Consider the following 13,100-nt stretch of genomic DNA (forward strand, 5'->3'; position numbering starts at 1 on the left):
ATCCTTTATTTATTAAAAATTGTAAGCATATTGCCCACGGCAGGCGCTAGATAAACTACGGCGAGATAGATGACTACGCCTATGATAAAGCCCACTACCAAGCCTTTGATGGAATTTTTATTTCTAAAATCGTCTTCCTCGCCCGCTTCCTTCGCTTCCTCTTTCTTGCCGGCAAGCTTCCAGCCCGGCCAGCCGTCCATAAACCAGTAATTTATCAGCATAACGTTGATAAACCAGATCATAGGAATCATAGGGAATTGTTGCGGATGCGAAAAGCCCTTTTGGGTGCCTAGTAAAAAGTGCGAGACCTGATAATAGACATAGTATAGGACGATGGCCGCTACCATGCTTATGATCGTTCTAAGAAGGATATTGACGGGCTTTGAAAATTTATTGACCGCGTTGTTGCAGTAAAATTTAATAAATAGCACCGGCACCAGCCAAAATATAGCTATCTCGCCTACGTGCAGCCATCGCCAATCGGGCGCAAAAAGCCTCCTGTCGCCTCTAATATGCACGCCCCAGATGAGCTCTTGCAGATAGTAAAAGAAGAACGAAAAGCAAAACGCCATCGCTATAATGCCGAAAAACGACGCCACCCTTCTAAGCCAGTTCGTTTTAATAAGGCTAAAAGGATACCTCTCCCAGATAGTTTCATACACCCAGACCATAACGGTACAGCACATAATCCACGCGATATTGAAATTTCCGTGCACGGTATCGGCGAAGTTGTGCCACCAAGGCGGAGTAATGGATGTGTATTTTTGCCACGGATCGAATAAAATTCCCATTTGCGAGTGGAAAAATACGAAATATACAATCATACTTAGCAAAAAGGTCCAGATAAAAACGGTAAAGCCTTTAACGGGCTGCTTTAGCTTCTGCCACGGGGAATTATCCGCAGCCACCACCCAAGAGGGGCTGAGCCACGACGCGATAGCAGCAAACATCAAAATGGCCTGAGCCGAGTACTCAAGAGCGTAAAAATCGGTTATGCCAAGCTCCGCAAGTCTTCGCGGGCTAAAATACGATATGGCAAGCTCGCCTAAAATAAATTCGAAGAATATCTTTAAGAATACGAAGAAGGTAAAAAATACCATCACCGTAAAGATAATGCCCTTTTTCGCCGGCCCCGCATTATAGAGCCACTCTCTTTTAAAAGGCCAAAAATCAAAAATATACGCGATCCAGATGATGACTACGAGCAGCCATCTACACCACATATATCCCACATAAGGGGTATACATCCTCATCACTCCCCTAGGATCTTGAAAGATCCACCACGATGCGTAAAACACCACAAACAAAAACAGAGTGTTTACAAGCGCCGATTTGAGCGGAGAATACTTTCTAACAAGCTTCCGCTCCTCCAGATAAATTTTCTCTTCAGGTTCGCTCATCGCTTCCTCCTTACATAAAATTTAATCTTTATTAAATTATATAAAAAGAGTGCAGCTCATTTGTAGCGTAAATTTGGATTAAATTTTAAATTGTCTCAGAAAAGCTTCATTTCGGAAGTTTGATTATGAAATTTGAACCGCCTTTTAGGCTCTCTACGACGAGCGAGCCCTTGCAGTGATCTTCGATGATGATCTTTGACATATATAGCCCGATGCCGGTGCCGTTTTTGCTGGCTTTGGTAGAAAAATACAGATCGAAAATTTTATCCGCGATCTCCTTTTTGATGCCGCCGGCGTTGTCTTTTACGCTTAGGCAAAGGTAGGACTTTTCGATGTAGGTTGAAATTTCGATAACGCCGTCGTCGATATTTCTTTCCAAAAAGGCGTCCTGCGCGTTTTTTATGATGTTTAAAATAACCTGCGAAACCTCGTTTTTATATGTGAGCAAAGTCTGGTTGCAGCCGTATTTCGCGTAAATTTTAATCTTTTGGTTTTGCAGTATCGCTTTTGCGATATTTATCGCCATATTGCAAAGCTCCTCCAGGCTCGTAACCTCCTTGATCTTAGCGGGCTTAAAGAAATTTCTAAACTCGTCGATCGTTTCGGATAGGTGCTTGGAATACTGCTCGATCTTACCTAGCTCCTCCAAAAGAGCTGTTTTGTCAAATTTATCCGCCATCAAGCAACTAGTGCTTAGATACGAAGCCGTAGCCGAGATAGCAGATAGCGGCTGCCTCCATTGATGCGCTATCATATTTAAAATTTCGCCCATCTGTGCGAGCCTTGATTGATACTGCAGCTGCTCGTCTTGGCGCCTTATGAGCTTTAGCTGCTCTTCGATCTCGTGGTTGAGCGTTAAATTTAGCCGTTTGACCTTCAGCCTGCTTTGTTTTAATTTCTTCTCCGCCATCACTCTTTTGGTGATATCCACCACTATCCAAAGCACCTCGTCGTTTCCCGATATGGAATCGCCCGAAATTCTAATCCACAGCCCTTTGCCGCTTTTGTGCCTTAGCTCGTAGTTTAGCTGCAGAGCCTCGTTTTTTCTTACTTTATTAAAGGCGATGTCTGCGAAGTGCAAGTATTTTTCTTCGCTTAGATGTATGGTTTGCGCGGATTTGCCGATGATCTCGTCGTATTCGTAGCCGAAAATTTTACAAAAGGTCTCGTTGCACTCCATAATATTTCTTTTCTTATCCACGATGAAGATGCCGACGCCGGAATTTGAAAATATCGTCTCAAATCTCTGATGATTTTTTTTGATGTCTACTATCGCCATTTTATCCTGTATCCTTGTGAGTAGATATTTTCTATCAGCTTATAGCCGATTTTTCGGTGAAATCTGGATATGATATTTCTTACCCGTTTGTCGTCATATTCGCCATAGTCCTCAAACAGCTCGTTTTCTATCTCAAGACCGCTTGCGATCCGTCCGCTAGAGCTTAAAAGCAGCTGCAACAAAGAGGTTTCGTTTTTAGTTAGCTTGATAATTTCGCCCGCCTTGCATAGGGTTAAACTCTGCTTGTCCCACACGAAATCGCCACTTAGATAAATAAACTTTCCTGGTTTCGTTTCGATGCTTTGCGTGATTTTTTCAAGCACGCTTAGTAGATCCTCGGTCGTAAAAGGCTTTAGAATATAGCCGTCCACGCCGATAGATATGGCTTTGGTGAAAAATTTAGACTCGTCGTAGGCTGAGAAAATGACCGTTTTTACCAAAGGATCGATCTGTTTGATCCGCTCTATCATCTCAAGCCCGTTAATGCCCGGCATATTGATATCGGTAAAAACAATACCCGCTTTGCTTGCTTTAAATTTCTCGATACCTTCCTGAGCGTCGCCGCAGTCGATAACTTGATGAAAGAATAGTTTTAAAATTTTTGCAGTCTGCTGCCTTACCTCATTATCGTCCTCGACATATAGGGCGCGCAAAGGATAAATCGCATCCTTGATAGAGTTTATTTTCATTGATTAAAACCTTTCTAATCGGTCTTATATCGTATTATAACAAAAGTCTTTGCGTTTAATGCTCCGTCTTTGATTTATAAATTTGACGAGCTAAATTTATGCTATGAAATTTACGAAGCCTTCATTAAGTCATTATAGCTATCGTCCAATAAATGCCGATATTCTTCGTTTATATAACAATAAAACATTCGGTAATAATATCTAAGCGTTAATTTAGTAGCCTCATCTTTGGATAAAATTTTCTCCTTAACGTCTTGCAGTATGGTTTTATTAAAACGCAAGCAAATATCGTTAAAATCGTTTATGTTTAGCTCATCCAAGCAGCCTTCCTTGATACAGTTTTCGAGCATAAAAAGGCTTCTTTTATGAATATCGTTGGACTTAAACATCTTGCCTAAGAAATTGGGCAAATTTTTATAGCTTTTATTTGGGAATAGTTTGTAGTATTGCTCGATATAATCATTAAATTTGCCGTCGTTGTGCGAAAAGAACAGTATCTCGTAAATTTCGGGTTTTTCGTAAGCAAAATCGCAAAAGCATTTACAAACCTTCATATAAACTTCGATCGAATTTTTACATTCGGCTATGCAGTCCGACAAGGCTTTATTATACTCCTCGAGCTGATTAAACGTAGCTAGAAAAACCAAATGAGTCAGGTTATCGAAGTAGTTATAAAGCGTCGCGCTGGAGTAGCCCGCCAAATGAGCCGTATTTCTTATATTTACGGCACTTATTCCCTCTTTTTTTATTATCTCGTTAGCGGCGTCTATAAAGTATTTCATCATACGAGATCTTTTTATATTCGCTCTTTCGTCCTTGCCCATAAACAAACCCTATCTAATAAATTTACGATTTTCATTATACGTCTTTTTTGAAAAAGGATTGTAGTTTAAATTTCCTTTAAAAAATTTTAACCCGCTTAAAATATTTTTAGACAAATACCATATCTCTAAAATATACAAAAGCCGAATTCTTAAGACAAATTCGGCTTATTTTAATCAGCTTAGAACGTATAGCTAAGTCCCGCACTCACTTGCGTCATAGCAGGATAATAAGGCTGTGCCTTTATCGTTTTATCAAATTTAACTATCGCGCTCAAATTTTCTAAGATCGGATAGCTTAGCCACGTGCTAAATTCGTGCTGTCTGTATCTCTTTTCGTCGCCGCCCTTTAGCTTGTAGCTAGTCGTGCCCAGTATCGCGTCGATAGATAGTTTTTGCACTTTCGTAGATACCATCGTATAAACGGTTCTGACATCTCTTTCGTACATTACGTCGCCTTCTTCAAACTGCACGATGTTATCGCCCGCTTTGTTAAAGCTACCCCAGCCGTTTTTCTTGCCAGTTTGAGTGTAGCCTACGGTAAATTTGTGATCTTGATACTTAGCGTAGACGGAGGTATCAAACAGCTTGCCGTCGTCGGCATGCCTTTCGCTGGTTCGAGTAACGTGGATCATACCGCCCATACCGAAATCCTCGGTAATAGAGCCGTCGTACATCGCTTTAGCGCCGTATCCGGTAAATATATCGCTCGCGTGCATAACGTAGCCTCTAAACGCTAGGCCGTTATCGAATTTATACGTCGCGCCGCCCGCGAATAGTCCTTTGTTTTTATTGATCTTTTTCACTCTAAACATCTCGTTTAGCTGAACCTTGCCGCGAGCTCTGGTCCAAAGAGCGTCTAGGGTCAAATTTGAAACCGAGCTGTTCGTTACGCTAACGCCGTCGTTTACCTTCGTGACCCAATCTGAGTTCATATTTTGGCGACCGACTCTTACGACCGTGTCGTAGGCGTTATACTCCAGGTATAAATTTAAGAGCATAAATCTGTTATTTTCGTATATCCTCTCGGTAGAATCACCCTTGCCGTGTCCGGTATCAAAATCCTTATCGTCCTCGTAAAAAGGCACGCTGCCTCTAAAACCTACGACGCCTTTAAAGCTTTTGTAAAAATCGGTTTCGTATTTTAACCCGACCGAGCCGATAGCCCAAGCGGTGTTGTTAAAATATGTCGATTTATCGCCTTTATCTACGTGGCGACTCTCGTAATAAGCGGACACGTCGCCGCTCGCCTTGCCGTTTTTAAACGCCTCTTCAAGCGTATCGGCGCCGTTAGCCGCAATGGCCGCGCATGCGATCGTAGCCATTAAAGCAAAACTTCTATTCATGTTTTTCTCCTTTTAAAAAAGTTATTTTTAGCCTTCTCTGTATTCGACTCCGAAAGTACCGCTTGGATACTCCCATTTTTTGATTATGGTGTTACCGCAAAGCGCTCTGCACGTACCGCACTCCAGACAGCCCGCGTAGTCGAAGTGATAGCCGTTTTCGTCCTTTTTATAAAGTCCGGCCGGGCATGCGACCTCTAGCTTTGCAAACTCGCTTGTGTTTATATCATCCACAAGCTCGATATGCGCGTTACTCTCATCTACGAAAAATTTATCTAAACTTAGTTTTGCATCAACGTTTACGGTTTTCATATCGACTTCACTCCCTTAAATGCATCTTTGATGAGATTCATATAGCCGACCTTCTTAAGTCTCGGCAAAATTTTACTTCTTAGCGGCCGGCTAGGTCCGTTTATAACGAAAAGATCTTTCATAATGCCGCTCATCATCTTCGGATAATCGTCGAAAATTCTCTCATTACCCAAGAACTCAGGCAGATTTTTATAAAGCTTAAGATCGCTCATTACAAAGCTCGCATCAAGCATCTTTTCGTACGACAAGCTATCTGCGCTAAAATCTCCCGCAGCTTTAGCTTTTAGCACCGCTTTGGCCGCTAAAACGCCGCTTTCTACCGCTAGATCCATACCGCGTACGGAGTATCCTACGTTTAGGCAAAGACCCGCCGCGTCGCCTGCTACTATCACGCCGTGATCGCTTAGCTTTTTGATAGAATTTAACCCGCCCTCAGGCACGATGTGAGCCGAATACTCCGTCGTTTTGCCGTTTTTGATAAGAGGCTTAACCGCAGGGTGGTTTTTAAAATTTTCCAGCATCGCAGGCACGCTCATATCGCTTACGTGCGAGTTGTGTAGACCGAAAACTACGCCCAAAGATATCGAAGTTTCGTTGGTGTATAAAAATCCGCCGCCCATATGCTCGTTTGACGCGCTTCCGGCAAATAACCACGCAGCGCCTTCGTTGCCGCTTACGTTAAAGATATCCTCGATCCTGTCTTTGCCGAGCTCGATGATCTCTTTTACGCCGACCGCACAGGTATGCGGATTTAGCTCGTATCCTAGACCGTATTTTGAGCAGATAGTGGAGTTAGCGCCGTCCGCTACGATTACGACGTCGGCTCTCATCTCTTCGCCGCCCGCGATCACGCCGCAAACCTTGCCGTCCTCTTTAATAAGATCGTCCACTCTGATGCCCGCTATTATAGAAGCTCCAGCCTCCTCGGCTTTTTCGCCCAGCCACGCGTCAAATTTGACCCTCAAAACCGAATACGATAGATCGGCTTTGTTTTCGCTAGGCTTTAGAGCGTACTCCATCGTGACGTTGTCGTCCGCGGTGATAAACGATAGCTTCTCGCGAGTTATCAGCCTCTCGATCGGCGCGATCTGTGCAAAATTTGGAAACACTGGCTCGATGCTGTGCGCGTAAATTCTGCCGCCGCTCATATTTTTAGCCCCTATAAAGTTGCCTCTTTCGATGAGCAACACCTCAAGCCCTTCCTTTGCCAGCAGATACGCCGATATGCAGCCGGCGATGCCGCCGCCGATGATGATCGCGTCAAATTTTTCATCCATCTTTTTCCTTTTTTACGCGTCGTCTCGCTTTGATATGCGTCGTTGCCTTTTTGCTCAACTTCGGTCATTTATAAAACATAAACTCCCTCATCTCGCAAAAAGTCGCCTAGCCTATCTTTGCGATACTTCCGCTTATATCTAGTAATCTTAACCTAGCTCCAAGACGCTTTGTTACGCCCTACGAGCACAACGAACCTTATTTTAAATTTTCGTTCAAATGCTCGCTTCTGAGCACGTTTTTCTTTACCTTTTCCGTACAGGTTTTGGGCAAAGACGAATAAAACCGCACGATGCTCGGGACTTTAAATTTGGCAAGCCCCTGCGCGCAGTATTGTTTGACCTCGTCTTCGCTTAGGCTTTCGCCCTCTTTAAGCACTACGCATGCTTTTATCAGTTCATTATCAAAGTTATCCGGCACTCCGATTACTGCCGCTTCAAAAATTTTATCGTGGGTTTGCAGATAGGTTTCGACCTCTACGCTAGAGACGTTCTCGCCTGCAACCTTTATCAAATTTACGTCCCTATCGACGAAATAAAAATACTCGTCCTCGTCAAAATATCCGATATCGCCCGTATGCAGCCAGCCGTCCTTGTCGATGGCTTTGTTCGTAGCCTCGGTGTTTTCGAAATATCCGTCAAAGATCGTTTTGCCCCTTTCGCCTCTTACGCAAATTTCGCCCTTTTCGTTCGCGCCCAGCTCCTTGCCGTCTTTATCCACGATCTTTGCTTCGTAGCAAAAGCCCACTCTGCCGATAGAGGGGAATTTTCTCTTTTCGCTCGGTCTATCGCCGATGAGTCCAACGACCGTTTCGCTCATTCCGTACGAGCTTAGCACGCTTTTTACGCCGAATCTCTGCAAGAAATCGTCCATATCTTTTTGCGCGATACCCAGGTAAAAAAGCATCTGTCTTAGGTAGTGATCCTTTTCGTTCGCTTTAACGGGCTGCACCATCATCGTGCAGATCATCTTGGGTATGCACTCGGTGATCGTGGCCTTGTGATAAAGGATCTGATCCCAAAATTTACGAGCCGAAAATCTCTCCAAAATCACGAGCGTTGCGCCCCTGGAAAACGTCGGCATCATAACGGTGCACTGCGCGTCTATATGCCAAAGCGGCATAGCGGTGAGATAGATATCGCTGCTTTCTAAATTTATCTGCCAAGAGGTATAAAATCCCGCAAAAAGCAGATTATAATGCGTTATCAGCACGCCCTTTGGAAAGGACGAGGTGCCGGAAGTGAAAATAATCTCGGCCGGGCATAGATTGCTAAACTCCTCCTCTTTAAGCTGCGTGCTTTGCTTTTTTATCTCTTTATCAAAATCTACGTGTCCACGGGAGCTGCCCTGCGCCTTTATAAGAACGATTCCGTTCTTAAATTTATAGTTTTTCTCCTCGATCTCCTCGTAAATTTTAACGAACTCGCCTTGCGTTATAGCGGCTACGGGCTTTGTTTTTTGGATGATGAAGAGCGCATCGGCGTAAACGTAGTTGGCGTTTATAGGCACGGCTATCGCGCCTAGCTTTGCTATAGCCATGAGGGCCAGGACGTACTCTATGCTGTTTAGCAGGTGGATCGCTACGAATTCGCCCTTTTTTACGCCTAGGCTTTTGAGCAAATTTGCCGTTTGGCTGATACGCTCATCCAAATTTTTATATGATAGGCTTGAAATTCGCCCCTCGGCGTCTTCGCAAATGATCGCCGTTTTGTCTGCGTGAGTGAGAGCTAGCTCGCGAAAATACGCGCCTAGGTTTTTCTTGCCTATCATATCCATGTTATTTTTTCACCCTTATGATTTTTTCGTCGTTTAGCTTTTGAACCTGCTCGTTCGTATAGCCTAGGTGAGCCATGATGTCGGCCGTATCCTCGCCGTAGCTTGGCATCGGGCGCCAGATTACGCAAGGATTGTTTTTAAATTTAGGCATTACGTTTGGACCTTTAAATTCTTTGCCCGCTTCGTTTTTCCATGTAGTGAAGCTGTCGCGTGCGATATATTGAGGATTGCTTTGCAGCTCGCTTACCTCAAGCACTTTTGCGCCCGCTACTTTTAGATCGGCTAAAATTTTAAGCGACTCTTCGATAGTTCTCTCGCCGAAGAATTTATCAAGCGCGGCTTCAAATTTATCGTTTACCTTCATCTTGCGGCTGATTAGCTGAGTGCCCACAGGTACGTCATCGCCGCCGTAAAGATCGCTGATACCGAGAAGCTTAAACATCTCTTCTACCTGATATGAGCCGACGATTTCAAATACGATATAGCCGTCTTTGCACGTGTATAGGCCGCATCCTGCGTAAAGCGGATCTTTGCCTTTGATCATTCTTGGGCACATCTCGCCGCCGTTTAGGTAGTCCATCATGTAGTATTGGCCGACTCTTAGCATTACTTCATACATCGCTACGTCGATGCTCTCGCCCTTGCCGGTTCTTTGCGCGTTGTAAAGAGCCGCAAGCACGGAGCTTGTTACGCACATACCGCACATATAATCAGCCGTATATGGGAACGCTGGCATAGGTTGATTTTGATCGCCGTTTTGGATCAAGTATCCGCTAAATGCTTGCGCGATCGTGTTATAAGCGGCTAGATTGGTGTATTCAGGATCGCCGTATTGACCAAAGCCCGAGAGGTGAGCGATGACTAGCTTTGGATTGTGCTGCCACAAAACCTCATCGGTAATTCCTTTTTTAGCAAACGCAGGGCCTTTGCTCGCTTCGATAAATACGTCGCACTCGCTTATTAGTTTGTAGAAAATTTCCTTGCCCTCGTCGCTAAAGATATTTAGCGAAAGAGCGTATAAATTTCTGCGGCTAAGCTCTTTATAGTTTTGTTGAACTCTTATGGTGTCCGGATATTTTGAGTTTTCTATCCAGATAACGTCCGCTCCCCATTCGGCAAGCATTTGCGCCGAAAACGGTCCTGCTATCTCCATCGCCGAAAATACTACTTTGACGCCGGAGAGGGGGCCAAATTTTGGTGTATTAAATTTCATCTTTTTCCTTTCTAAATTTAGAGTGCGTCATATCACTTTATTTTTATAAACATTAATATTTTAAAACACTAGCCAGACGAACAAACGCAAACGCGCAAATTTTAATTTGCGCTATGTTTGCACCTTGAACGTGCTGGGGGTTTGGGGGATCAAAAGGGGGGATAAGGGGGTCGCTTCGTAAGTAGCCACCCTTGTCCCCTTTGAAAAACCCGACTATCTGTATTGCTTCAAGATCGCTCGGCCTAGAGTTAGGATCTGCATCTCATCTGAACCGCCAGATAGTCTATCGACTCTTAGGTCTCTCCAGAATCTTGAAACTCTATGTCCCGTTACGCCGATACCGCCAAGAACTTGGATCGCATCGTCTACTACCGCAAATGCGTTGTTAGCGCAGTAAAATTTACACATAGCACTCTCGCCGGTTACGTTTAGGCCCTGATCCATCTTCCAAGCGGTGCTATAAACCATATATTTCATAGCGTTTAGTCTCATCGCCATATGAGCGAATTTCTCTTGGATGAGCTGAGTTCTGCCGATAGTTTCGCCGAACTGTACGCGCTGATTTGCGTATTTTGCCGCGTCTTCAAATGCGCAGTAAGCTATGCCGTAGTTTGTGCAAGCGACCAAAAATCTCTCTGCGTCAAATTCCTCTTTAACGCGGTTAAAGCCGTTGCCGTACTCGCCGAATACGTCTTTTTCCTCAAGCTCTACGTTATCAAACACGATCTCGCAGCAGCTATCCATTCTAAGGCCTAGTTTATCAAGCGGAGTTAGCTTGATGCCCGGCTTGCTCATATCTACGAACCACTCGGTAAAGATCGGTTTTTCACTTTGGCTGTCTCTTGCCATTACGACGATATACGGAGTGTGCGCGCTTGAAGTGATGAAGCATTTTTGTCCGTTTAGATAAACCTTGCCGTCTTTTTTAGTGTAAGTAGTTTTTAGGCTACCGACGTCTGAACCGGCGCCAGGCTCTGTGATAGCGGAGTTCCACATCTGTTTGCCCGTACCGCGGAAAGCGAAAATTTTATCTATTTGCTCTTGCGAGCCGTATTTTAGGATAGTGCTAAATCCCGGAAGTTGATAAAGCACGTATGTAGGCGCGCCGCATCTGCCAAGCTCTTCCCAGATAGCTGCTAGTGTTACCCAGCTAGCGTCCATGCCGCCGTGCTCCTCAGGAAGCAGCATAGTATCTACGCCAAGCTCCGCTAGCTCTTTTACCCATTTGATTGGATATTCGTGCGCTTCGTCGCATTTAGCGAAATACGCCTCCCAGTTTTCTCTCTCCATAAGTTCTCTAACGCCTGCAACGAAAAGCTCTTGCTCGTCGGTTAGTTTGAAATCCATCATATCTATATCCTTTCTATTTTACGCGTCGTCTCGCTTTGATTCGCGATACTTCCGCTTGTTTTTAAATTTTAAAACTATAACCCTGCCTAAATTTTAATTTGACCCCGTTTGGGGTCAAATTTTAATACCAATTATTCTTTTTCGCGTCTTTAAAGAACGAAACAAGGATTATGATATTTACAAAGAATAACAAGCTGCCGCCCGCTATAATAGCCGTTTGGATAGGTTTTAGTCCGCCTAGCGCAAGCAATGTAACGCCGATAACGCCGACTAGGATCGACCAACCGATTCTAACCCATAGAGGCGGCTCGTCGTAACCGCTGGCCTCTTTGCAAGTACTCATCGCAAGCGTATAAGAGCAAGCATTGATAAGCGTAACCGTAGCGATGAAGCATAGGATGAAAAATCCCCAAATAGTTATAGTTGAAAGCGGCAACGCAGCCCAAGTCTCGATGATACCGCGAGCAAGGCCGTGCGTAGCGATGATACTTGGTAGATCGATAGCTTTTGTGATCATAAGGTGCATTGTGTTACTACCGAGAATCGTCCAAAGTATCCACGTAGTGGCAGTTAGACCCGCAACCATACCTACGCAAAGCTCGCGCACGGTTCTACCTCGTGAGATACGCGCCAAGAAGATGCACATCTGGATACCGTAAACAACCCACCAAGCCCAGTAAAACACCGTCCAGCTCTGAGGGAAACCGCCTTGACCGATCGCATCGGTGTTAAATAGCATGCGGCCTAGGTTGTTAAACATCTGTCCTACGCTATCCGTGAAGTAGTTTATCGTAAATGTCGAAGCTCCGATGATAACAACCCAAGCTAGCATAATAATCATTAGATAGCTTCTTATGTCGCTGGCGATCTTGATACCTTTGTTTAAGCCGAATGCCACGCAAATAGCGTTAAATACAACCCAGCAAGATATGATCATAGTATCAAGCGCCAGGGTTCTTTTGATACCGAAAAGCCACTCGAAGCACTCCGTAACAAGCGGAGTAGCAAGGCCTAGGCTCGTTCCCATAGCAAGGATTAGCGCTACGATATAGAAGTTATCGATAACCACTCCGAGCCAGCCGCGAGCCAGTTTCTCGCCGACCGCCGCCTCTATCGTGCCGCTTGGTCTAACGACGTTCATTTTTTTAACGAATAAAAAGTATCCAAATGCTACCGAAAGCAAGCTATAAGTCGCCCAAGGTAACGGTCCCCAGTGAAATAAGCTATAAGCAAGACCCAGATCCTGCGCTTGTCTGCTCATAGGCTCAAGACCAAACGGCGGAGTCGTTACGTAGTAGTAAATTTCAGCCGTACCCCAGTACAATACGGCCGCGGAGGTGCACGAAGCAAACATCATAAATATCCAGCTAATCGTGCTAAATTCCGGTTTATCGTCCTCGTCGCCGAGCTTTTTGTTTTTCATAGGACCGAACACCAGCCAAAACCACCCGATCACCATAATCACCATATACCACTCAAAAGCCCAGCCCCACGAGCCCGTTACATAAGCAAACGTTGCGTTTATGGCTTTGTTGGCAGCGTCCAGATCCTGCACGACTAGCCAGCTAAGGATGCCTACGATAATTAACGAAGGAAAGAATACCTTTGGTTCTATCCCGACTTTTTTTTGAGCCATTTTAAC

Annotated in this window: 11 protein-coding genes; all 11 read right to left on the reverse strand. The window is 44.6% G+C overall.

All coding sequences use genetic code 11. From position 1 onward, the window contains the following. Nucleotides 1–5 precede the first annotated feature (5 nt). The 11 genes from CRECT_RS09390 to caiT all read right to left on the reverse strand — a co-directional run bounded on the left by CRECT_RS09390 (nucleotide 6) and on the right by caiT (nucleotide 13,094). Nucleotides 6–1,400, reverse strand: a complete 1,395-nt coding sequence (locus CRECT_RS09390) for a hypothetical protein (protein ID WP_004318256.1) — start codon at nucleotides 1,398–1,400, stop codon at nucleotides 6–8. A 106-nt stretch (nucleotides 1,401–1,506) separates the two neighbouring features. Then, nucleotides 1,507–2,679: a PAS domain-containing sensor histidine kinase gene (locus tag CRECT_RS09395; protein ID WP_004318457.1), complete on the reverse strand. Its 1,173-nt coding sequence runs from the start codon at nucleotides 2,677–2,679 to the stop codon at nucleotides 1,507–1,509. After that, a complete protein-coding gene (locus CRECT_RS09400) occupies nucleotides 2,670–3,368 on the reverse strand; it encodes a response regulator transcription factor (RefSeq protein WP_004318604.1) in 699 nt (232 codons plus the stop codon). Before CRECT_RS09400 ends, CRECT_RS09395 begins: the two co-directional genes overlap by 10 nt. Nucleotides 3,369–3,478: 110 nt before the next feature. Continuing rightward, nucleotides 3,479–4,153, reverse strand: a complete 675-nt coding sequence (locus CRECT_RS09405) for a TetR/AcrR family transcriptional regulator (RefSeq protein ID WP_157752360.1) — start codon at nucleotides 4,151–4,153, stop codon at nucleotides 3,479–3,481. A gap of 218 nt (nucleotides 4,154–4,371) precedes the next feature. Next, the gene (locus tag CRECT_RS09410; protein WP_004318475.1) at nucleotides 4,372–5,535 is read right to left on the reverse strand and encodes an Opr family porin; all 1,164 of its coding nucleotides are present in this window, start codon (nucleotides 5,533–5,535) and stop codon (nucleotides 4,372–4,374) included. Between the two features lie 27 nt (nucleotides 5,536–5,562). Continuing rightward, entirely contained in the window at nucleotides 5,563–5,844 is a 282-nt protein-coding gene (locus tag CRECT_RS09415; protein ID WP_004318259.1) for a ferredoxin family protein, read from the reverse strand. Next, nucleotides 5,841–7,121 carry an FAD-dependent oxidoreductase gene (locus tag CRECT_RS09420; protein WP_004318538.1) on the reverse strand — a complete coding sequence of 427 codons (1,281 nt, stop codon included), beginning with the start codon at nucleotides 7,119–7,121 and terminating at the stop codon, nucleotides 5,841–5,843. The genes CRECT_RS09415 and CRECT_RS09420 overlap by 4 nt, the downstream gene beginning before the upstream one ends. 196 nt (nucleotides 7,122–7,317) lie before the next feature. After that, nucleotides 7,318–8,895 carry a crotonobetaine/carnitine-CoA ligase gene (caiC, locus tag CRECT_RS09425; protein ID WP_004318541.1) on the reverse strand — a complete coding sequence of 526 codons (1,578 nt, stop codon included), beginning with the start codon at nucleotides 8,893–8,895 and terminating at the stop codon, nucleotides 7,318–7,320. A gap of 1 nt (nucleotide 8,896) precedes the next feature. Further along, nucleotides 8,897–10,108, reverse strand: coding sequence for an L-carnitine CoA-transferase (gene caiB, locus CRECT_RS09430; protein ID WP_004318307.1), 1,212 nt, complete (start codon nucleotides 10,106–10,108; stop codon nucleotides 8,897–8,899). A 213-nt stretch (nucleotides 10,109–10,321) separates the two neighbouring features. Beyond that, nucleotides 10,322–11,458 carry a crotonobetainyl-CoA dehydrogenase gene (caiA, locus tag CRECT_RS09435; protein WP_004318587.1) on the reverse strand — a complete coding sequence of 379 codons (1,137 nt, stop codon included), beginning with the start codon at nucleotides 11,456–11,458 and terminating at the stop codon, nucleotides 10,322–10,324. Nucleotides 11,459–11,579: 121 nt separating this feature from the next. Next, on the reverse strand, nucleotides 11,580–13,094 hold the full coding sequence (gene caiT, locus CRECT_RS09440; RefSeq protein WP_004318516.1) for an L-carnitine/gamma-butyrobetaine antiporter: 1,515 nt from the start codon (nucleotides 13,092–13,094) through the stop codon (nucleotides 11,580–11,582). Between the last annotated feature and the right edge of the window lie 6 nt (nucleotides 13,095–13,100).

This window comes from Campylobacter rectus (genome assembly GCF_004803795.1).
Lineage (GTDB): Bacteria > Campylobacterota > Campylobacteria > Campylobacterales > Campylobacteraceae > Campylobacter_A > Campylobacter_A rectus.